The sequence below is a fragment of the Isoptericola jiangsuensis genome (assembly GCF_048320105.1).
GTDB classification, from domain to species: Bacteria; Actinomycetota; Actinomycetes; order Actinomycetales; family Cellulomonadaceae; genus Isoptericola; species Isoptericola jiangsuensis_A.
The window spans coordinates 1,830,735-1,851,628 of record NZ_CP182942.1; the positions used below are offsets into that span (position 1 = coordinate 1,830,735).

Annotated in this window: 17 protein-coding genes; 5 read left to right on the forward strand and 12 right to left on the reverse strand. The window is 72.6% G+C overall.

The features are described 5' to 3' along the window. Positions 1 to 17 precede the first annotated feature (17 nt). Positions 18 to 491: an Lrp/AsnC family transcriptional regulator gene (locus ACNHYB_RS08650; RefSeq protein ID WP_418274944.1), complete on the forward strand. Its 474-nt coding sequence runs from the start codon at positions 18 to 20 to the stop codon at positions 489 to 491. A gap of 22 nt (positions 492 to 513) precedes the next feature. Here the strand turns inward: ACNHYB_RS08650 and ACNHYB_RS08655 are convergent, their stop codons facing one another. The 3 genes from ACNHYB_RS08655 to ACNHYB_RS08665 are packed head-to-tail and all read right to left on the reverse strand — an operon-like array spanning position 514 to position 3,121. After that, positions 514 to 1,152 (reverse strand): nucleoside/nucleotide kinase family protein, encoded by a 639-nt coding sequence (locus tag ACNHYB_RS08655; RefSeq protein WP_418274945.1) that lies wholly within the window; start codon positions 1,150 to 1,152, stop codon positions 514 to 516. Beyond that, positions 1,149 to 2,060 (reverse strand): PfkB family carbohydrate kinase, encoded by a 912-nt coding sequence (locus ACNHYB_RS08660; RefSeq protein ID WP_418274946.1) that lies wholly within the window; start codon positions 2,058 to 2,060, stop codon positions 1,149 to 1,151. The genes ACNHYB_RS08655 and ACNHYB_RS08660 overlap by 4 nt, the downstream gene beginning before the upstream one ends. Then, the gene (locus ACNHYB_RS08665; protein ID WP_418274947.1) at positions 2,060 to 3,121 is read right to left on the reverse strand and encodes an aldo/keto reductase; all 1,062 of its coding nucleotides are present in this window, start codon (positions 3,119 to 3,121) and stop codon (positions 2,060 to 2,062) included. The genes ACNHYB_RS08660 and ACNHYB_RS08665 overlap by 1 nt, the downstream gene beginning before the upstream one ends. Before the next feature lie 84 nt (positions 3,122 to 3,205). On the opposite strand from ACNHYB_RS08665, the gene ACNHYB_RS08670 reads away from it, so the two are divergent. Further along, the gene (locus ACNHYB_RS08670; protein ID WP_418274948.1) at positions 3,206 to 3,490 is read left to right on the forward strand and encodes a hypothetical protein; all 285 of its coding nucleotides are present in this window, start codon (positions 3,206 to 3,208) and stop codon (positions 3,488 to 3,490) included. 59 nt (positions 3,491 to 3,549) lie between these two features. On the opposite strand, the gene ACNHYB_RS08675 is transcribed toward ACNHYB_RS08670, so the two are convergent. The 8 genes from ACNHYB_RS08675 to ACNHYB_RS08710 all read right to left on the reverse strand — a co-directional run bounded on the left by ACNHYB_RS08675 (position 3,550) and on the right by ACNHYB_RS08710 (position 16,014). Further along, positions 3,550 to 5,817, reverse strand: a complete 2,268-nt coding sequence (locus tag ACNHYB_RS08675) for an LLM class flavin-dependent oxidoreductase (protein ID WP_418274949.1) — start codon at positions 5,815 to 5,817, stop codon at positions 3,550 to 3,552. A gap of 126 nt (positions 5,818 to 5,943) precedes the next feature. Next, positions 5,944 to 7,485 (reverse strand): MFS transporter, encoded by a 1,542-nt coding sequence (locus ACNHYB_RS08680; protein WP_418274950.1) that lies wholly within the window; start codon positions 7,483 to 7,485, stop codon positions 5,944 to 5,946. After that, positions 7,482 to 9,104, reverse strand: a complete 1,623-nt coding sequence (locus ACNHYB_RS08685; protein WP_418274951.1) for an amidohydrolase — start codon at positions 9,102 to 9,104, stop codon at positions 7,482 to 7,484. Before ACNHYB_RS08685 ends, ACNHYB_RS08680 begins: the two co-directional genes overlap by 4 nt. 49 nt (positions 9,105 to 9,153) lie before the next feature. Then, positions 9,154 to 10,839 (reverse strand): MFS transporter, encoded by a 1,686-nt coding sequence (locus ACNHYB_RS08690; protein ID WP_418274952.1) that lies wholly within the window; start codon positions 10,837 to 10,839, stop codon positions 9,154 to 9,156. 108 nt (positions 10,840 to 10,947) lie between these two features. Beyond that, complete coding sequence (locus ACNHYB_RS08695; protein ID WP_418274953.1) at positions 10,948 to 12,543, reverse strand: UxaA family hydrolase; 1,596 nt, start codon at positions 12,541 to 12,543, stop codon at positions 10,948 to 10,950. Positions 12,544 to 12,714: 171 nt separating this feature from the next. Further along, positions 12,715 to 14,058 carry an ABC transporter substrate-binding protein gene (locus ACNHYB_RS08700; protein WP_418274954.1) on the reverse strand — a complete coding sequence of 448 codons (1,344 nt, stop codon included), beginning with the start codon at positions 14,056 to 14,058 and terminating at the stop codon, positions 12,715 to 12,717. 83 nt (positions 14,059 to 14,141) lie between these two features. After that, a complete protein-coding gene (locus ACNHYB_RS08705; protein ID WP_418274955.1) occupies positions 14,142 to 15,098 on the reverse strand; it encodes a carbohydrate ABC transporter permease in 957 nt (318 codons plus the stop codon). Then, a complete protein-coding gene (locus tag ACNHYB_RS08710) occupies positions 15,091 to 16,014 on the reverse strand; it encodes a carbohydrate ABC transporter permease (RefSeq protein ID WP_418274956.1) in 924 nt (307 codons plus the stop codon). Before ACNHYB_RS08710 ends, ACNHYB_RS08705 begins: the two co-directional genes overlap by 8 nt. 27 nt (positions 16,015 to 16,041) lie before the next feature. On the opposite strand from ACNHYB_RS08710, the gene ACNHYB_RS08715 reads away from it, so the two are divergent. From ACNHYB_RS08715 to ACNHYB_RS08725, 3 genes are read left to right on the forward strand one after another with little or no spacing between them, the layout of a single operon-like run. Then, entirely contained in the window at positions 16,042 to 16,236 is a 195-nt protein-coding gene (locus ACNHYB_RS08715; RefSeq protein WP_418274957.1) for a hypothetical protein, read from the forward strand. Positions 16,237 to 16,265: 29 nt separating this feature from the next. Beyond that, the gene (locus tag ACNHYB_RS08720; protein WP_418274958.1) at positions 16,266 to 18,224 is read left to right on the forward strand and encodes a DUF6807 family protein; all 1,959 of its coding nucleotides are present in this window, start codon (positions 16,266 to 16,268) and stop codon (positions 18,222 to 18,224) included. Between the two features lie 29 nt (positions 18,225 to 18,253). Further along, a complete protein-coding gene (locus tag ACNHYB_RS08725; protein WP_418274959.1) occupies positions 18,254 to 19,402 on the forward strand; it encodes a Gfo/Idh/MocA family protein in 1,149 nt (382 codons plus the stop codon). Between the two features lie 45 nt (positions 19,403 to 19,447). Here the strand turns inward: ACNHYB_RS08725 and ACNHYB_RS08730 are convergent, their stop codons facing one another. Continuing rightward, the gene (locus tag ACNHYB_RS08730; RefSeq protein ID WP_418274960.1) at positions 19,448 to 20,827 is read right to left on the reverse strand and encodes a Gfo/Idh/MocA family protein; all 1,380 of its coding nucleotides are present in this window, start codon (positions 20,825 to 20,827) and stop codon (positions 19,448 to 19,450) included. Between the last annotated feature and the right edge of the window lie 67 nt (positions 20,828 to 20,894).

Below are 20,894 nucleotides of genomic sequence, written 5' to 3' on the forward strand. Positions count from 1 at the left end.
ACGGATAGTGTGGCGGTGTGCACAGCATCGACGCCGTGGACCTGGCCCTGCTGCAGGCCCTCGCCGAGGACCCCCGCGCCACCACGGTGGCGCTCGCGCAGCGCCTGCACCTCTCCCGCAACACGGTCGCCGCACGGCTGGCGCGGCTGGAGGACGCCGACGCGTTCCTGCACTTCGACCGCCGCATCGACCCCGCGGTGCTCGGCCACCCCCTGACGGCCTTCGTCGAGCTCACCGTGCACCAGCGCGAGCTCACGCGGATCGTCGAGCAGCTCGCCCGCATCCCCGAGGTGGTCCAGGCGTACGGGCACAGCGGCGCCGCCGACCTTCGCGTGCACGTCGTCTGCCGCGACACCGACCACCTGTTCCGCATCGACGCCGCGATCCTGCGCATCGAGGGCGTGGAGCGCACCGAGACGTCGCTCGCCATGGGCGAGCTCATCCCCTACCGGCTGCAGCCCCTGGTGGCGAAGCTGCGCCGCGGGCTGTGAGGGCCGCCGGCCGGGTCGATCCTCAGTCGAGCAGGACGACGAGCGTGGCGCGCTCGCGGGAGGCGCGCACCGCGGCGGCGTTGGTCTCGTCGGAGCCGCGCGCCCAGCGCGCCGCCTCCTGCGCGCTCTTGCCGAACGCGTGGTGCCGCGCCTCCAGCCGGGCGAGGCGGACGCCGTCGGGCACGTCCACGTACCAGACCTCGGCCATGCGGTCCCGCGCCGCGGGCCACGCGCCCGAGGTCGCCAGCAGGTAGTTCCCCTCGGTGACGACCAGCGGCACCTCGGCGGGCACCTCCACCCCGGCGGCGACGGGTTCCTCGATCTCGCGCCGGAACACCGGGGCGAGCACGGGCGCGTCCCCGGGGCGGGCGTCGGCCAGGCGGGCGACGAGCGTCGCGTAGCCGGCGTCGTCGAACGTGTCGATCGCGCCCTTGCGGTCCGCGCTGCCGCGCGCGGCGAGCACCACGTTCGACAGGTGGAAGCCGTCCATGCCGACGGCGACGGCGAGCTGCGGTCCCAGCGCCGTGACGACCGCGTCGGCGAGCGTCGACTTGCCCGCGCCGGGCGGTCCGGTGATCCCGAGGATCGTGCGGGCGCCGTCGGCGGCGAGCGCCCGTGCCCGGGAGATCGCGGCGTCCGGCCCGACGACGGCGCCGCTCACGACCGGACCTCGGCGAGCCAGGCGCGCGGCCCGACGTGCGCGACCCGCGTGCTCGCCACCCGGACGGCGTCGCCCACCGCGGCCGGCAGGTCCGCCCCGGAGGCGAGGCGCGCGGCGAGCGCCCCGTGGAAGGCGTCGCCCGCACCGAGGGTGTCGCGCACGACGACGTGGGGCACCTCGACGCTCCCGGCACCGCCCGTGCCCCCGGCCCCCGGACTCCCGGGGCCGGGTCCCGCCGTCGTCCAGGTCACCGGGTCGCCGCCGTGCGTGACGACGACGGCCCGTGCGCCGAGGCCCAGCACGGCCGACCCGAGGTCCGGCGCCCCGGGGGCGACGTCGTCGGGCACCGTGAAGTCGGCCGACAGCGCGGCGACGTCGGCGACGGGCAGCAGGTCGGCGAACAGCGGTCGCCAGCGTCCGGCGTCGAGCACGACGCGGGGCCGTCGCTCCAGCCCGGTCACGTGCTCGACGACGGCGCGCGCGATCGCGGGGTGGTGCCCGTCGAGCAGCACGACGTCCGGGGTCGGCAGGTCCGCCAGGAACGTCGGCGCGGGGGCCGTGGCGAGCGCGGCGTCCGCCGAGACCACGGACCGCTCCCCCGTGGCGTCGTCGACCAGCACCGCCGAGACCGCGAGCGCGAACCCCTCGTCGTCGTCGACGACGTCGTGCACCTGGACGCCGTGCGCCTCCAGGTCGGTGCGCGCGGCGCGGGCGACGGGGCCGCCGCCGAGGGCTGTCACGAGCACGGCCCGGCAGCCGAGCGCCGCCGCGGTGACGGCCGCGTTGGCGGCCGGTCCCCCGGCGGCGACGTCCTGCCGGGACGCGGTGGCCTTCTGGTTCGCCGCGGGCCGCCCGGCAGCCCGGTGCACGACGTCGAGGGTCGTCAGCCCGACGAACCAGACGGTCATCAGCGGCCCGTGCCGTCCACGGCGTACTGCTCGATCACGGCGACCTCGTCGTCGCTGAGCGGACCGGCCGTGAGCGCGGCGACGTTGTCCTCCAGCTGGCGCACGGACGACGCCCCGACGAGCGCGGAGGTGACGCGCGGGTCGCGCAGCACCCAGGCGAGCGCGAGCTGGGCGAGGGTCTGTCCTCGCTGCTCGGCGATGTCCTGCAGGCGGCGGGCGCGTTCGAGGTAGGTCTCGCTGAGGGCCTTGTCCGACAGGAAGGGCGAGTCGGTGCGCGCCGCCCGCGAACCCTCGGGGGCCGCGCCGGACAGGTACCGGTCGGTGAGCAGACCCTGCGCGAGCGGGGAGAACACGATCGTCCCGACGCCGAGGTCGCCGACGACGTCGAGCAGCGACTCGTCCTGGCGGCCGTCGTAGACGTCCTCGTGGTGGGAGTTCTCGATGTGACGGTTGAACATGGAGTAGCTGGGCTGGTGGATGAGCAGCGGCACCCCGAGGTCCGCCAGGATGCGCGCGGCCTCCCGGGTGCGTGCCGGGGAGTAGTTCGACACGCCGACGTACAGCGCCTTGCCCTGCTGGACGGCGGAGGCGAGCGCGCCCATCGTCTCGGCGAGCGGTGTGATGGGGTCCGGGCGGTGGTGGTAGAACACGTCGACGTAGTCCAGGCCGGTGCGCCGCAGGGACTGGTCGAGCGAGGAGAGCAGGTACTTGCGCGACCCGAAGTTCCCGTACGGGCCGGGCCACATGTCGTAGCCGGCCTTGGTGGAGACGATCAGCTCGTCGCGGTAGGGGTGCAGGTCGGCGGCGAGGTGGCGGCCGAAGTTCGCCTCGGCGGCACCGTAGGCGGGCCCGTAGTTGTTCGCCAGGTCGAAGTGGGTGATCCCCAGGTCGAACGCGCGGCGCAGGATGGCGCGCTGGTTCTCCAGCGGGTCCGTGTCGCCGAAGTTGTGCCACAGCCCGAGCGACAGGGCGGGCAGGTCGAGGCCGGAGCGCCCGCTACGGCGGTAGGTCATCGTGTCGTAGCGGGCGTCGTCGGCCAGGTAACGCGGAGCGAGGGGCATGGCGTCATCCTGGCACGACGCCGCGGACCGGGATAATGCTGGTCGAGCCGTCCATCGGGTGCGGCCGCACTCGAGAGGGCACACATGCACGACGACGGCGATCACCGCCACGCGCCACGCTCCGGCGACTGGGCGATCGCCCTGGGGGTCGCGGCCCTGGTCTGCGCGCTGGTGCCGGTCGTGGGGGACGCGGTCGCGAGCGTGCTGGCGGTGGTCGCCGTCGCGCTGGGCTCGGCGTGCATCCACGTGGCCGAACGGTCCGGCCGGCCCGGCGTCGCCCGCGGGCTCACCGGCGCCTCGATCGGTCTGGTGGCGCTGGCGGTCGCGCTGTTCTCCGTCGTGGCGGGCATGGGGCACGACGGCGCCTGACCGGCGCCCGGCGGGCCTTCAGCCGGCGGGCGCTCGGCGGGCCTTCAGGCTGCGGGCGCTCAGTCGGCGGGCGTGACGGGGAAGTTCGCGCGGAAGAGGTTCTCCGGGTCCCAGTCTCGCTTGACCCGGCGCAGTCGCTCCAGGGTCGCCGTCGGGAACGCGTCGGTGAGGCGTGCCGGGCGGGTGTCCGTCTCGAACGACAGGTACAGCCCGTCCGCGAGCGGTCCGATCTCCGCGTCCCACAGCGCGTCGAGGGCGTCCTGCGACGGGGACATCGCCGTCAGCAGGAAGTTCTGGTGCCGGTGCGCGTACGCCGTGGCGTCGACCGGGACGTCGTGCGCGGCCCCGCCCGTGGCCCGTACCTGGAGGAACGAGGCCCGGCCCGAGAGCGCCACCCGCTCGAACGCGCGCGCCGTCGCCTCGTCGAGATGCTCGACGAGCGCGGACCGCGCGGCGGGGTCGCCGCCACCGGAGTGGTTCTTCTCGGCGGCCTGCACGACCCCGGAGTACGGCATGAGGTAGGCCTGGTGGCCGAGCAGCGGCCCGGAGTCGGCGAGGCGTTCGAGCTGGGTCACTGCCGCGTCCGTGTCGTCGCCGGCGTACACCGTCATGAGCTGGACGACCGCCTGCTGCCCGCGGCGGGCCGGGGACAGGAGGAGGAAGCTGGTGAGCTCGCGGGGAGCGGCCTCGACGGCGGCACCCCAGCGTTCCAGGACCCCGGCGGCGTCCGTGGCGTCGAGCGCCATCTGGGAGAAGACGACGTTGCCCACCGCCATCGCCTCGACCTCCACCCACGTGACGACGCCCAGGTTGCCGCCGGCGCCCCGCAGTCCCCAGAAGAGGTCGGGGTTCTCCTGCGCCGACGCCTGCACGACCCGGCCGTCGGCCGTGACGACCTCCGCGGCGACGACGTGGTCGATCGTCAGTCCGAAGGCCCGCCCGAGGAACCCGATGCCGCCGGCGGTGGCCAGGCCACCCACGCCGACGCCGCCGTAGTCGCCGGAGCTGATCGCCCAGCCCCGCGGGCTCAACGACTCGGCCACGCGTGCCCAGGTGGCGCCCGCACCGAGCCGCACGCGGCGCGTGTCCTCGTCGACGACCTCGACGCCGTCGAGCGCACCGAGGTCGACGACGATCCCGCCGTCGTTGGTGGACCGCCCGCTGATGCCGTGCCCGCCCGAGCGGATGCCGAGCGGCACGTCCTGCGCACGGGCGTAGCGGACGGCCTCGGCGACCTCGGCGGTGCTGCGCGGCCGCAGCACCAGACCGGGTGCACCGGAGCGCAGGTAGTTGTGGCGCACCTTGGCGAAGCCGCGGTCGCCCGGTTCGACGGCGCGCTCGGCCAGAGACGCCGGGATCCCGGCGTAGTCGATGCCCTCGCGGCGCAGGGCGATCGCCGCCGATCCGCGGTGGGTCGAGGCGGGCGCGGTCCCGGCGGAGGCCCGCTCGGCGGCGACCCGCTCGCGCACCGCGGGGGCGATCTCCTCGCCCAGCACGGCGGTGAGCGCGGGGTCGTCGGTGGCGAGCACGAACGTGCCGATCCCGTCCTGCAGGGCCAGCGTGGCGAGCTCGTCGACCCACTGCTCGACGGGGCCCTGCAGGAACCCCTGGCGGGTCGTCGCGAGCGAGCCCTGCAGGTTGAGCAGCCGGCGGACCTCGGCGGGGTGCCGGCCGGCCTCCTCGGCGGCCTCGTCAATGACCGTGTTGCCGCGGGCCAGGTCGCCCTCCTTGAGGTACCCGTACGACGGGAGCCAGCCGTCCGCCTGCCGGCCGACGAGCCGCAGCATCCGCGGCTTCAACGCGCCGATCCAGATCGGGACGTCGTGCACGGGGGCCGGGCCGCGCTTGGCCCCGGACACCCGATGGTGCTCGCCGTCCACGCGCAGGACCCGCCGATCACCGGTGTCCCAGATCCCGCGGATGATCTCGATCGCCTCGGACAGGGCGGTGACCGACTCCGCGGGCGTGAGCCGCTCGACGCCGAGCGTGGTGATCGCGTCCCAGAACGCGCCCGCGCCGAGCCCGAGGTCGATCCGGCCGCCGGAGAGCAGGTCGAGGCTCGCCACCGAGCGCGCCAGCACCGCCGGCTGACGCAGCGGCACGTTGAGCACGTTGCCCGCGAGGTGCACGCGCTCGGTGGCGGCCGCCACGTACGACAGGAGCGTCCACGTGTCCAGGAACCCGTTGTTGTACGGATGGTCCTGGAACGTCACCAGGTCGAGCCCCGCCCTCTCCGCGGCCTGCGCGAGCCGCACGGGGTGGTGCGGGTCGCGGTTGCCGGGGGTGACGAAGGTGCCGAAAGCCAGGTCGTGGCCGTAGTCCGTCATGGGTGCTCCAGGGTTGCGCGGGACGTCCGACGGGACGCTCTTCTCACGACAACCCGGGGTCCCGCCCTGACATTTCCGGCCGGGGTGTGACGTTCGTTGCGGCGACGGCCGGGCCCGGCCCCGCCGTCAGGCCCGACGGCGCAGGAAGTGCCACGCCACGCCCCACAGCAGGGTGAAGACGACGGCGAAGACCAGCATCGTGGCGCGGTAGGCGTCGACGTAGGCGTCCTGGGAGACGGCGAGGACCTGCTCGTAGAGGTCGGTGCCCCGGGCCCAGTCCGGCACCGCGCCGTCGTGGAACCATCCCGTGACGGTGCCCTGCTCGGTGGCGGTCAGCCCCAGCTCGGCGACCCGGTCCGGCAGGTCACGCCCGAGGCCCGAGTACAGCAGGGTCGAGCTCAGGGCCGACCCGAGGGCGAACGACGCCTGCCCGATGGCGGGCTTGGACGCCACGGTGGCGCCCACGAGGTCCGGGGGCGGCACGGACACGAAGAACTCGCCGGCCGCGGTCTCGGTGAGCATCCGGGAGAACCCGCCCACGACGAGCGCGACCGCGAACACCCAGTAGGGCGTGGAGGCGCCACCGATCGCGAACAGGTACATCGCGACCGCCACACCCGCCAGGCCGATCAGGACGAGGGACTCGGGCCGGCGGCCGCGCGCGCCGAGACGGCCGGCGGCGAACGCCCCGAGGATCATCGCCAGGGTGGCGGGGAGCTGTCCGAGCGTCACCTCCAGCGGGGTGTAGGCGTAGACGTACTGCCACAGCAGGGAGAGCTGCAGCACCATGACGGCCTGCCACATGTTGAACGAGACGTCGGCGGTCAGCGCCCCGGCGAGCGAACGGTTCGCGAAGAGCTTGACGGGCAGCGCCGGCTCGTCGTGGTGGGTCTCCCACCACAGGAACACCACCAGCGCGACGACGCCGACCACCAGCGGCACGAGCACCCGCGCGGAGAGCCAGCCGTGGGCGGCGTCGCTGACGCCCCAGATGATCCCGACCAGGGCCACCGCGACCAGGACGAGCCCGACCGGGTCGGCCTTGCTGCGGTGCACGGCCTTCGACCGCGGCACGAACGCCTTGTTGAGGAAGAACGCCGCGGCACCCACGACCGGCACCACCAGGTAGCCGAGCCGCCAGTCGATCCCGATGAGCCAGCCGCCCAGGATCGTCAGCGGCAGCGTGAACCCCACCTGGCCGGCGAAGTAGGTCGACATGGCCCAGGGGATCCGGTCGGGCGCGACCGTGCGGATCAGGGCGATCGACAGCGCCAGGGTGCCGGCCAGGCCCACGCCCGTGACGACGCGCCCGGTCAGGTAGAGGGCGTACGTCGGCGCCACGGCGGTGACGACGCCACCCAGGACCAGGGCGGCGGCGCACCACATGAGCGTCAGCCGGCGTCCGTAGCGGTCGCCCACCGTGCCGATGGTGAGGATCGACGCTGCCAGGGCGAGCGTGCCGACCGACGCGGCGACGGAGCGCTGCGTCGCCGACATGCCCAGCTCGGCGGCGGCCGACGCGAGGGCCGTGTTGTGCAGCGACACGTCGGCCGCCTGGGAGACCCCCGCCACCGTGAGCGCGAAGATCGCCATCCCCGGGCGGGCGGCGACGCCGTCGGGCCGCTCGCCCGTGGCGGCCCCGCCCGAGGCGTCGGAGGTGCTGCTCACGGGGCCTCGTAGACGGTGGCACCGCGCTTGAAGGTCCGCACGACGGCGATGTCGCGGATCGCGTCCGGCTCCACCTCGAGCGGGTTGGCGTCGAGCACCACCAGGTCGGCGAGCTTGCCGACCTCGATCGAACCGCGGTCGTCCTCGCAGCGGTGCTCGTAGGCGGCGTTGATCGTCAGGGACCGCAACCCCTCGGCGGGGGTGATCCGCTGGTCCTCACCCAGGACGACTCCCCCGGTGGAGCGCCGCACCACCGACGTCCACAGCAGCTGCAGCGGGTTGATCGGGGTGATCGGGTAGTCCGAGTGGTTCGTCGGCCGCAGGCCCCGGTCGATCGCCGACCGCATCGGCGAGATGCCGAACGCCCGCTCCTGGCCGAAGTTGCGCAGGTGCGTGTCGCCGAAGATCAGGCAGTGGATCGTGAACATCGACGGCTCGAAGCCCTCGGCGACGTACTCGTCGAGCTGGTCCACCCGCATGACCTGCGAGTGGATCGGCACGGTCCGTCCCGGAGGTGTGGCGCCTGCCGCCTTCGCGGCGCGGTGGGACGCCAGGAGCTGGTCGATCGCGGCGTCGCCGTTGCAGTGCGCGAACACCTGCACGCCGTTCCGGTACGCCGTGGTCACCAGCTGGTCGGAGTCGGCCGGGGTGATGTTGACGATCCCGTGCCAGTGCTGCTCACCGCTGGGCCCGCCGGTCAGGTACTCCTCGGTGACGTTCGCCGTCTTGCCCTGCGGGGAGCCGTCCATGATGAGCTTGACGCCCTGGACGGTGTGCCCGTTCGAGGCGATCTTCTCGGCCCTGAACCAGCCCTGCTCGATCGCGTCGTCCAGCTCGCTGAAGAGCACCAGCGACCGCACGTCCACCGGGATGCCCCGGCCGTCGGCCAGCGCGCGGATCGCCTCGATCTGCCCGACCGACGCGGCGCCGTCCTGCACCGTGGTGACGCCCCACCGGGCGTACTCGTGCATCATCGCCAGCAGCGCGTCGTCGTCGGTGTCCATCATGCCGAACATCAGCGGCATCCAGGCGTTCTCCCAGAGCACGCCGTTGGGCTTGCGCGTGCCCGGGTAGCGCACGATGGTGCCGCCCTCGGGGTCCTCGCAGCCGTCGACGTACCCGTGCTCGGCGAGGATCCGGGTGTTGGCGACGCCCCCGTGACCGGACACGTGCACCACGACGACCCGGTGGTCGGGGAACTCCCGGTCGAGGATCTCGGTGGTGAGCTCGCCGCCGTCGTCCATCTCGTCCGGGTAGTAGCCCCACCCGAGCAGCAGCCCGCCCGCGGGGGTCCGGTTCTTGGCGAGGTTCTCGTGCAGGGCCGCGACGAGGTCGTCCACGGTCCGCACCGTGCCGACGGGCGGGGTGTGCAGCGCCGCGTGCCGGATGTACGGCGCGCCCATCGAGACGTGGCTGTGCGGGTCGACGAAGCCCGGCACCAGGGTCCGGCCCCCGAGGTCGATCACCTCGGTGTCCGGCCCGGCGAGGGCCTCGACGTCCGCCCTGCTCCCGACGGCGGAGACGAGGCCGTCGGTGACGGCGACCGCCTCGGCGGTGGAGTCGGTGGCGTCGACGGTCAGGACGGTGGCTCCGACGAGGACGATGTCGGGTGCGCTCATCTTCTTCACTCCCAGGACTTGCTCGGTCGAACGGTGGTGTAAGTCGAGGTCAGGGACGCGCGGACGGTTCCGCACCGCCCCCGGGCTCGTCGTCCGGCACGGAGCCCGTGCCGGTGTCGGTGCCGGTGCCGGTGCCGGTGCCGGTGCCGCCGCCGACGAGGGCCTGCGGCCGACCGTCGGCGGTGAGCGGTCCGGCGACCAGGGTGCCCGCCGCACGCATGCGGTTGGCCTTGATGAAGAACAGGGTCGAGATGACCGCGAAGACGGCCAGGATCGCCGCGAAGATGAGCATGGTGCCGTCGAAGGCGTCCACGAAGATCTCCGACGCCCTCCCGATGACGGTCTCGACCTCGTCCGCGTCGTACTGGGACATGTCGCCACCGGAGATGTACTGCGTGATCATGCCGGTGTAGGTGCCCTGCTGCTCCGGCTGGACGTTCGCGTCCTGGAAGGCCTGGGCGATGCCGCGCCCGTACTGGCCGAACACGAACGTCGTCGCCAGCGCGGTACCGAGCGCGAAGCTCAGCTGGCCGATCGCCGTCTTGGACGACGCCATCGCACCGGTGAGCGACGCCGGCGGCTTGCCCACGAAGAACTGCCCCATCGTGGTCTCGTTGAGCATGCGGGCGAACCCGCCGGCCAGCGTCAGGATGAGGAAGAACCAGTAGGGCGAACCGGTCGTGGTGAACCCGAACAGCACCAGGGTGCCGATCAGCACCGCGTGACCGACGAGCAGGTTGGCCGACGCAGGCACGCCCCGGGCGAGCAGCCGCCCCGCGACCGTGGCCCCGAAGACCATCGCCAGGCTCATCGGCATCAGCGCGAGGGACACGGTCAACGACTCGTAGAGGTAGACGTACTGCCACAGCATCGACAGCATGATCGTCACCACGGCCTGCCACATGTTGAACGAGAACCCCGTGGCCACGGACCCGGCGAGCTCCGGGTCGCGGAACAGCTTCACGGGGAACGCGGGGAACTCGATCCGCGCCTCCCACCAGATGAACACCGCCATCGCCACCAGACCCACCAGGACCGGGACGAGCACCTGCGCGGACGTCCAGCCGTAGGACGCGGCGTTCGACAGCCCGTAGATGATGCCGATCATCGCGACGGCGATCGCGCCCAGTCCCACGTAGTCGAAGGGCCCGACCGTCTCCGCCTTCGCCTCCGGCAGCCCGCGCATGCACATGAGGAAGGCGATCACCGCGACGATCGGCATGAGCACGTACCCGAACCGCCAGCCGAATCCGGCCATCCAGCCCACGAGGATGCCCAGCACCAGCGCGGCCGCCGTCTGCCCGGCGAGCCAGAAGGCCACCGCCTTGGGGATGTTGTCCGGGAGCACGGTGCGCAGCAGCGCGAAGGACAGGCCGAACGCGGCGGCGATGCCGATGCCGGTGATCGCGCGGCCCAGCATGAAGATCGGGGTGATCGGGGCGAGCGCCGTCACCACGCCGCCCGCGGCTGCGACGACGAGACCGGCGAGCATCACCCGACGTCGGCCCAGCCGGTCGCCGAGCGACCCGGTGGTCAGGATGAACGCCGCCAGCGCCAGGGTGCCCACGCTCGAGGCGAAGGCGCGCTGCGCGCCGTCCATCTCCAGGTCGACGGCCGCGTCCACGACCGCGATCGAGTTGGCCGTCGGGTCGACCACCTGCAGGCAGCTCGCCGCCGTCAGGGCGATCAGCGCCGCCGTCGTGCCCTTTGCCCGTGCGGGCGCCTGCGTGGCCATCGTCCACCCCCTGTCCACGGCGGCCCGTGCCGCCAGGATCAACCTAGGTCGGGGTCACGTGGCTCGCTCGTCGGACAGGGGAAACAGCAGGTGGACGGTGGACGGGCGTCAGGTGACGGCGCCGATGTGCCAGGGGATGAACTCCTCGGCACCGATGCCGAGCTCCTCGCTGACCGTCTGCTCGCCGGAGGCGACCGCCAGGATCTTCGCGAGCAGCTCGGCGCCGACGTCGGGCACCGTCGCCGTGCCGTCGACGATGCGGCCCGCGTTGAGGTCCATGTCCTCGTGCATGCGGTCGTACATCGGGGTGTTGGTCGCGACCTTGATGGACGGCGTCGGGCGGCAGCCGAACACCGAGCCGCGCCCCGTGGTGAACACCACCACGTTGGCGCCACCGGCGACGATGCCGGTCACGGACACCGGGTCGTAGCCCGGGGTGTCCATGAACGTGAAGCCGCGGTCCGTGATCGGTTCGGCGTAGTCGTAGACGGCGGCGAGGTCGGCCTGCCCGCCCTTGGCGACGGCGCCCAGCGACTTCTCCAGGATGGTCGTCAGCCCGCCCGCCTTGTTGCCCGGCGAGGGGTTGTTGTCGAGCGTGCCGTGCCCGGCCGCCATGTAGGACCGCCACCACTCGAGCTGGTCGAGCAGCTTCTTGGCGATCTCGGGCCGTGCGGCCCGCGCGGTGAGCAGGTGCTCCGCGCCGTACACCTCGGGGGTCTCGGCCAGCACCGAGGTGCCGCCGTAGGACACGATCCGGTCCGACGCCCAGCCGAGCGCCGGGTTGGCGGTGATGCCCGAGTAGCCGTCGGAGCCGCCGCAGTTCAGCCCGAGCACGAGCTCGGAGACGTCGCAGTCGGTGCGCGTGCGCGAGTTGACCTCGGGCAGCATCGCCCGGATCGCCTCGACGCCCGCCCGCACGGTGGCACGGATGCCGCCCGTGTCCTGGATGGTCATGGACCGCACCACGGTGTCGCCGGGGATGGCGGCCAGCAGCGCGGACGACTGGTCCTGCTCGGGGGCGCCGACGCCCGGCATGCCGAGATCGGTCACCGCACCCGAACGGGCCGACAGCGCCGCCCCGGGGACCATCTCGCAGCCGAGCCCGAGCACCAGCAGACCGGCGACGTTCGGGTGGGCGGCGTACCCGCGCAGGGTCCGCAGCAGGATCTGGCCGCCCTCGGAGTCCGGGACGAGCCCGCACCCGGAGGTGTGGGTCAGGGCGATGACGCCGTCGACGTTCTCGAACTCGTCGAGCACGGAGGCGGGGAACTGGTCGGCGATCATCTTCGCCGTCGACGCCGAGCAGTTGACGCTCGTGAGGATCGCGACGTAGTTGCGGGTCCCGACACGACCGTCGGCGCGCCGGTAGCCGCGGAACGTCGGCCGCGGGCCGTCCGGCACCTCGAGCTCGGTGCGGACGCCGCCGAGCGGCGTCTCGCGCTCGCCCGGGTCGAACGCCAGGTTGTGGGAGTGCACGTGCCGGCCCGCCTCGATGGGGGCCGACGCGATCCCGATGACCTGCCCGTACTTGCGCACGGGTCCCCCCTGCTCCACCGGGCCCAGCGCGATCTTGTGCCCGCGCGGGACGTCGTCGTGCACGACGACGGTGCCGCCGTCGGGCCTGTCGATCTCGTCCCCGGGAGCCAGGTCACGGGTGGCGACGGCCACGTCGTCGCCGACGCGGAGGAGGAGCAGGTCGTTCATCGGGGGGATCTTCCGTCCTTGCGACATGACTGTGCCCCGCCGGCGGCGGGGCGGTGCCGCCCCCGTGCGGGGGCGGGACCGTCGGGTGCGGGGCCGCCGGGAGGTTCCGGTCGGCGGCCCCGCACCCTTCGGGTCAGGTGAGCTGTGGCATCAGCTCGGGACCGAGGTGGCTCACTTGGAGGTGGCCGCCGCGACCTCGGAGAGGAACGCGTCAGCGGCCTCCGCCGGGGTCATGGAGCCGAAGAGCACCTCGGAGTTGATACGGATCATGATGTCCTGGACGTCACCGGCACCGTTCGGCGGCACGGGCGGGCCGTCGACGATCTCGTCCTCCAGGTCGGTCATGAACTCGGCGACCTTGGCGTCGGCGGCCTCGAGGTCACCCAGGATCGACTCGCGCACCGTCAGGTTGGACGGCAGACCACGGTCGGTGAGCTGCAGGGCGGCGACGTCGGGGTCGTTGAGCAGGAAGTCCACGAACTTCGCCGACTCCTCCGGGTGCTCCGTCGTCGCGGAGATGGAGTAGAACATGGCCGGCTTGAAGAACATGCCGGTCCGGTCGTACTCGGTCTCGCCCGGGACGCGCATCAGCTCGAGCTCGTGACCCGACGCACCGCTCAGCGCACCGAGCTGGTTGGACCACCACACGCCCATGCCACCGGCGTTGGTGCCGAGCAGCGAGCCCTCGGGGCCGGCGTTCTGGATCTCGACGGTGCGCGAGCCGTCCGGCGAGCCACCGTTCTCCTGCAGGTCCAGGCCGATCTGGAAGAACTGCTCCACGGTCTCCTTGTCGACGCCGAGCGAGCCGTCCTCGTTGTAGAGGTTCTGGCCCTTCTGGCGGGCGAGGATGCTCAGGCCGGCCTCGTTGAAGCCGATGTCCTGGGTGCCCCACACGCCGTCGCCGGCGGCCTTCGACAGCTCGCCCGAGACGTTGACGAAGTCCTCCCACGTCCACGTGGTGTCGTCCGGCACCTCGACGCCGGCGTCCGCGAAGATCTGCGGGTCGACCATCATCGCGTAGGCGTTGACGCCCGTGGCCAGGCCGTAGGCCGTGCCCTCGACGCGGCCGGAGTCCACGATGGTCTCCGGGATCTCGGAGGTGTCGATGTCGAGGGTCTCCAGGTCGGCGAGCACGTCGCGCGTCGCGTAGTCGGCGATGAAGCGCTCCTCCTGGGTCATGACGTCCGGGGTGTCGCCACCGGCGACCGTCGTGGCCAGCTTGTCCCAGTAGCCGCCCCAGTCGGTGAAGTCCGGCTCCACCGTGATGCCGGGGTTCTTCTCCTCGAAGAGGTCGATGATCTCCTGCGTGGTCTGGTGGCGGTCGTCCGACCCCCACCAGGAGAAGCGGATCGTGACGCCGTCGCCGTCGCCGCCCTCGTCGGACGCCTCGGTGCTGTCCGAACCGGGACCGCCGCCCGAACCGCCGGCGCAGGCCCCCAGGGCCATCGCGCCCGCCGCCGTCAGGGCGATGAATGCGGCGCGGGTCCGTCCACGCCGGGTGGTCGTTGCTCGCATGATTCTCCTTGTGTGTGCGTGACGAAACGTCGTCGTTGTCATCTAGCAGCGGACCCCGCCGTCGGAGCCCTCCGTGGGAGTGGTTACTTGATGCCTGTGGTGGCGATCCCCTTGACCAGGTACTTCTGGCCGAAGAGGAAGACGATGAAGACCGGGATCAGCGACACGATCGACATGGCGAACAGCGGGCCCCACGAGCTGTTGCTGGTGGCGTCGATGAAGGTCCGCAGCGCGATGGGCACCGTGTACATGTCGGGCCGGGTCAGGAAGATCAGCTGGCTGAAGAAGTCGTTCCAGGTCCAGATGAACGTGAAGATGGCGGTGGTCGCCAGGGCCGGGAGGGACAGCGGCAGCATGATCTGCAGGAAGATCCGGCCGTGACCGCAGCCGTCCAGACGGGCGGCCTCGTCGAGCTCCTTGGGCAGCCCGCGGAAGAACTGCACCATGAGGAAGATGAAGAACGCGTCCGTGGCGAGCAGCTTCGGGACGATGAGCGGCAGGAACGTGTTGATCCACTGCAGCTCGGAGAACAGGATGTACTGCGGCACGATGATCACGTGGATCGGCAGCATGATCGTCATGAGCATGATGGCGAACCAGATCGGCCGGCCGCGGAACTTGAGCCGCGCGAAGGCGTAGGCCGCCATCGAGCAGGACACCAGGTTCCCCAGGACCGAGCCCAGCACGACGATCGCCGAGTTGAGCAGGTAGTGGTGGAACGGGTGCAGGAGCGCCGTCCACCCCTCGGAGTAGTTCGTCAGGTCGATCTCGGTCGGGATCAGCGAGGGGTCCCGGAAGATCAGCTCGTTCGGCTTGATGGAGCTCGACAGCATCCACAGCAGCGGGTAGAGCATGATCAGGCCGAACACGATGAGGAACACGTGCTTGAGCACGCGCCGCACCCGGGGGCCCGCCTTGCGCCTGCGCGGGGTGTCGGGGATCTCGGAGGCGACCTCGGTCAGGGACCGGCGTTCCCGCACGGGCGGCCACGCCGACGTGGTCTCGGTGGGTGCGTCGGGGCGCACGGGCGTGTCAGTCATCGTAGAAGACCCAGTACTTGGAGGCGAGGAAGTTGACGGCCGTCATGCCCGCGACGATGAGGAGCAGGAACCAGGCCATCGCCGAGGCGTAGCCCATGTCGAAGGACCGGAAGCCGTTCTGGTACAGGTACAACGTGTAGAAGAGCGTCGAGTCGACCGGTCCGCCGGTCCCGCCCGAGACGATGTACGCCTGGGTGAAGGACTGGAACGCACCGATGAGCTGGAGCACGAGGTTGAAGAAGATGATCGGGCTCAGCAGCGGGACGGTGATGTTGAAGAACTGGCGGACCTTCGAGGCGCCGTCGATCGACGCTGCCTCGTAGTACATGGTCGGGACCTGCCGGAGGCCGGCGAGGAAGATGATCATCGGTGCACCGAAGGTCCACACGTTGAGGATCATCAGCGTGCCGAGCGCGTAGTCCGGGTGGGAGACCCAGCCGTAGCCCTGGATGCCGAAGTACGCCAGCACCTGGTTGACCAGGCCGTCGGCGCCGAACACCTGGCGCCACAGCAGCGCGATCGCCACCGAGGAGCCGAGCAGCGACGGCAGGTAGAAGGCCGAGCGGTAGATGGCCAGGCCGCGCAGGCCGCGGTCGAGCACCATCGCCAGCGCCAGCGCCGCCATGAGCTGCAGCGGCACGGAGATGAGGACGTAGCGCAGCGTCACCCACAGGGACTGCACCCAGCGCGGGTCGTCGAACATCCGCTGGTAGTTCTCGAAGCCGATCCAGCTCGGCGCCTCGAGCAGGCTGTAGTCGGTGAACGACAGGTACAGCGAGGCGAGCAGGGGAAAGGCGGTGATCAGGCCGAGGCCGAGGAACCAGGGTGCAAGGAAGATCACGGCAGCCTTGCCGTCCCCCTGACGGAGCTCTCGGCTGGCGCCACGGGTCTTCGCGACCTCTTGAATCACTGACACGGTCGCACCTCCCCGTGCTGTGCCGCGGTGGACACCATCGTCGTCCTCCAGATCGTCGTCGATCAGTTTCGTTCTCGGTCCGGCTGGGCCGGAATCCCCGGAAACCGGTTGCTGCTGAGCAAGGTAGCACACGAGGAACCGGTTTCCTATGGTGTACCGTCAGCATCACGACCGGTCGCGCAGGACGCAATCGGTCGTGATCAGAACGTGATCCACGCGTGATCCACGCGTGACCGAGGACGGAGGCAAAGATGCCCGGCGCTACCACACGCCCTCCTGCGGTGACGATCGCCGACGTCGCGCGAGCGGCCGGCGTCTCCCGCGCGACGGTGTCCCGGGTGATGAACGGCCGCAGCACGGTCGACCCCGCGATCTCCGCCAGGGTGCAGGAAGCAGCGATCGAGCTCAGCTACCGGCCGAGCAACGTCGCCCGCAGCCTGTCGCTCGGCCGCACCACGACAGTGGCGCTCGTCGTGCCCGATCTCGGGAACCCCGTGTTCCAGCAGATCCTCAGCGGCGTCACCTCCGCTGCGGCCGAGGACGGCTACCGGGTCCTGGTCGCGGACTCCGCGGAGGACCCGGGCGCCGAGGCCACCCTCGCCCGGGAGGCCCGTGCCCGCTGCGACGCGCTCATCCTCGTCTCGCCGCGCATGCCCGACGCCACCCTCGACGCGCTCCTGCCGGACGTCGCCCCCGCCGTCGTGGTCAACCGCGAGGTCGCCAGCGCGCCCAGCCTCGTCGTCGACTTCGCCGAGGCGATGATCCAGGTGGTCGAGCACCTCGTGGAGCACGGGCACCGGCGCATCGCCTACCTGTCCGGGCCGCCCGCCTCCGTGTCCGACGTCGCCCGCCGGCGCGGCCTGGACGTCTGCTACGAGCGGCACCCGGACCTGGAGATCGTCGAGCTGTTCAGCGGGTCCGACATCGCCGCCGGCCACGCGTCCGCGGGGGCCGTCCTCGCGAGCCGCGCCACCGGCGTCGTCGCCTTCAACGACCTCGTCTCGTTCGGGCTGCTCGCCGCCCTCAACGAGGCCGGCGTCGCCGTGCCGGGAGACATCTCGGTCTGCGGGTTCGACGACATCGAGCTCGCCCGGTACGCCACACCGGCACTGACCACCGTCGCCGTGCCTCAGCAGGACCTGGGGCGGCACGCCTGGAGGGAGCTCCACACCGTGATCGACAACACCGCCGGCGCCGCCGAGAGCACGCGCTTCGGGGTCCACCTGGAGGTGCGCGCCAGCACCGGCCCGGTGCCGCAGACCACCGTGCACGCCACCCGGAGCGTCCCGGGGACGGCAGCACCGGTCGCCGACGTGGCGACCGCGGACGAGCAGCTCCCGACCTGGACGCTCGAGCACGGCGTGCCCGTGCTGCGCCGCACCGTGGACCGGGTCGCGCTGTCCCGGTACGAGACCGGCGAGACGATGCCGACCATCCACTCGCCGCGTCCCTTCCTGCACCCGGTGCACTCCCTGGCCGGCGTGCCGCTCACGGAGGCGGGGCCGGTCGACCACCGCCACCACTACGGCGTGAGCATCGCGGTCCCCGACGTCAACGGGACGAGCTACTGGGGCGGCCGCACCTTCGTCGCCGACGTGGGCCCGACGCTGCTGCCCAACCACGGCCGCCAGACCTCGACGAGCACCTCGATCGACCCGGTGTCCCCGAACGTCCTCCTCGACACCGTCGCCTGGACCGACCAGCACGGGGAGCCCGTCCTGGAGGAGCGCCGCCGCATCGGCGCGCGGCTCCTCGACGACGGCTGGGTGCTCGAGTGGCGCTCCACCCTGCACGCCGCGCACGGGCCGCTCGAGATCCGCTCCCCCTCCACCAACGGTCGCCCGGGCGCCGGCTACGGCGGGGTGTTCTGGCGCCTGCCGCTCACCTCGACCACCCGGGTCCTCTCGGCCGAGGGCGAGGGCCAGGACGCGGCCCACGGGTCGACGTCGCCGTGGGTGGCGTTCGTGCAGCGCCACCGCGACGCCCGCGGCGCGGAGCGCACCACCACGACGCTGCTCGCGCAGACCTCGCCCGCGCGGCACTGGTTCCTGCGCTCGCAGGAGTACCCCGGCGCCTGCCCCGCGCTCGCCTGGGACGCCCCGCTGCTCGTGCCCGACGGCGGCACCGTGGAGACCGGGATCGTCGCGGCGATCCTCGACCGAGAGCTCGACGCCGACGAGGCGGCCACGTTGGCCGCCCACCTGCGCTGAGCGACCCCACCGACCGGAGAACCTCTTTCATGACTCGCGCACGCATCGCCGTCGTCGGCATCCACGGGCACGGCGAGAAGCACGTGCAGCACGCGCTCGACCTCGCCCGTCGGGGCCGTGCCCGCCTCACCGCCGTCGTCGACCCTCGCGAGCCCGGTGAGGATCATGTCGCCCACGGCACCCCGACCGCCTGGTTCCCGACCCTCGGGGACCTGCTCTCGACCCCGGACGAGGACGTCCGGCCCGACGTGGTCGTGCTGAGCACCCCCATCCCCACCCACCTGCCCCTGGCGCGGGCGGCGATGGAGGCCGGGATCGACGTCCTGCTGGAGAAGCCGACGACGGCGTCGCTGGCCGAGCTCACCGAGCTCATCGGTGTGGCGGACCGGACCGGACGGCTCTGCCAGGTCGGGTTCCAGACCTTCGGCTCGCACGCCGTGCCCGCCGTCGCCGAGCTCGTCGCCCGCGGGGAGATCGGCGAGCTCGTCGGGTACGGGGCCGTCGGCACCTGGGTCCGGGACACCCGGTACTGGGCCCGCGCCCCCTGGGCGGGCCGACGCCGGCTCGACGGGCGCGACGTCGTCGACGGCGTCGTGACGAACCCGCTGGCGCACGCCGTGGCGACCGCGCTGCGCATCGGCGGGGCGACCCGTGCCGAGGACGTCGCGTGGGTCGACACCGACCTGTACCGCGCCAACCCCATCGAGGCCGACGACACCTCCTCGGTGCGGATCACGGCGACCGACGGCACGCGGTACGGGTTCGGCCTGACGCTGTGCGCGCCCGTGCGGTCCTCCGCCCGGATCCTCGTCATCGGGACCGCCGGGGAGATCGAGCTCTTCTACGAGCACGACCGCCTGGTGCTGCGCAGCGGTCGGGTCACCATGGACAAGACCTACGGGCGCACCCCGCTGCTCGAGGACCTGCTCGACGTGCGCGCCTCGCACGACCCCGAGCGCCGCCTGCTCTGCGACGTCCGCGACACCGGTGCGTTCATGCGCGTGCTCGAGGCCGTGCGCACCGGCCCCGACCCGCGACCGATCAGCGACACCGAGATCGACTGGCAGGGCGAGGGCGACGAGCGTCACCCCGTCGTGCACGACGTCGAGGACTGGTGCGAGCAGGTGGCCCGCCGCCAGCAGACGTTCACCGAGGTCGGCGCGCCGTGGACCCGGTGAGGCATCGTCGGTAGCGACGGTGCCTCACCGGGCCGCGCACGCCCCTCAGCCCAGGTCGACGCCGAGCGCGGCGACCGGGACCACCTGGCCCGTCGCGAGCGAACGGTTGCCGGCGACGCCGACGGCGACCGAGCGCAGCCCGTCGGCCAGCGTGGCGCGGCGACCCAGCGGGTCGGCACCAGGCCCCCCGTCGGCCGGGTCGAGGTGGCCGCGCAGCACGTCGCGCAGCAGGGCGGCGTCGCCCTCGACGTGACCGTCGTCGTCGGGCAGGGCGATCTCCTCCGAGCGCCCCCAGTGCTCCTGGACGACGAGCCGGCCGCCGCGACGGCGGGCCGCGCAGCACGACGCCTCGGACGCGGCCCCGCCGGTCCACAGCCGGCCGGGCGTCGCGTGGCAGCGCTCGACCACCTCGAGCTCGACGCGGCCGCGCGTGCCGTTGACGGCGACGCGGTAGCCCTCCCAGGGGCTGTGGGCCGTGAGCGAGTAGGTCAGGGTGGCTCCGGACCGGTAGCCGACGAGGACGCTGAGCGTGTCCTCGATCGTGGCGCCCGGGGCGAAGGGGTCCTGGTCGCGCCGGTAGCCGTCGAGGTGGGCGGCGTCGAGGTAGAGCCCGCGCAGGTCGGCGTCGCCGGAGAGGTCGAGCACGTACCGGGGGCCGCCGGCGTCGGCGCGGCCGTAGAACCGCAGGCCGCCACGGGCGTAGACGGTCTCGGGGACGTCGCCCGTCCACCAGTTGACCAGGTCGAAGTGGTGGCTCGCCTTGTGCACGAGCAGGCCGCCGGAGGCCGCCTTCTCGCGGTGCCAGCGGCGGAAGTAGTCGGCGCCGTGGGCGGTGTCGAGCAGCCACTCGAAGTGCACGGAGACGACGTCGCCGATCCGGCCGTCGGCGATCACCCGGCGCAGGGCGGCGTTCCGGGCGGCGTAGCGGTAGTTGTGCGCGACGGTGAGCCGACCCTCGGAACGACGCACGGCGTCGGCGATCGTGTACATCCCGGCGGCGTCGATGGTGAGCGGCTTCTCGACGACGACGTCGGCGCCGCGACCGAGCGCGGCGGCGACGTGGGACGCGTGGACGCGGTCCGGGGAGGTGACCACGACGACGTCGGGGGCGACCTCGTCGAGCATGTCCTCGATGCCGCCGGTCGCGTCGTAGGTGGCCGGGGCCTCGCCGCCCGCGGCACGCACCCGGTCGGCGTGGTGCCCCAGGCGGGCCGCGTTGGTGTCACACAGCGCGACGAGCTCGGCGACGTCGTGGTGCGTGGCCGTCGCGTCGACGTACACGAGGGCTCGCGCTCCGGTGCCGACGACGGCGTAGCGACGGCGGGCGGCCTGCCGCGGCGGCGCGGTGGCGGCCTGGGCCCCCGCCGCGGGGGTGGTGACCGTGGCCGCGCCGGCCGGGGCGGCGTCGAGGGTGGCGGACGTCATCGTCGGGTCTCCTGATCGGTGGGCAAGCGCTTTCCGTTACTCTACCCCGCCCCTGTCACCCCGCAAC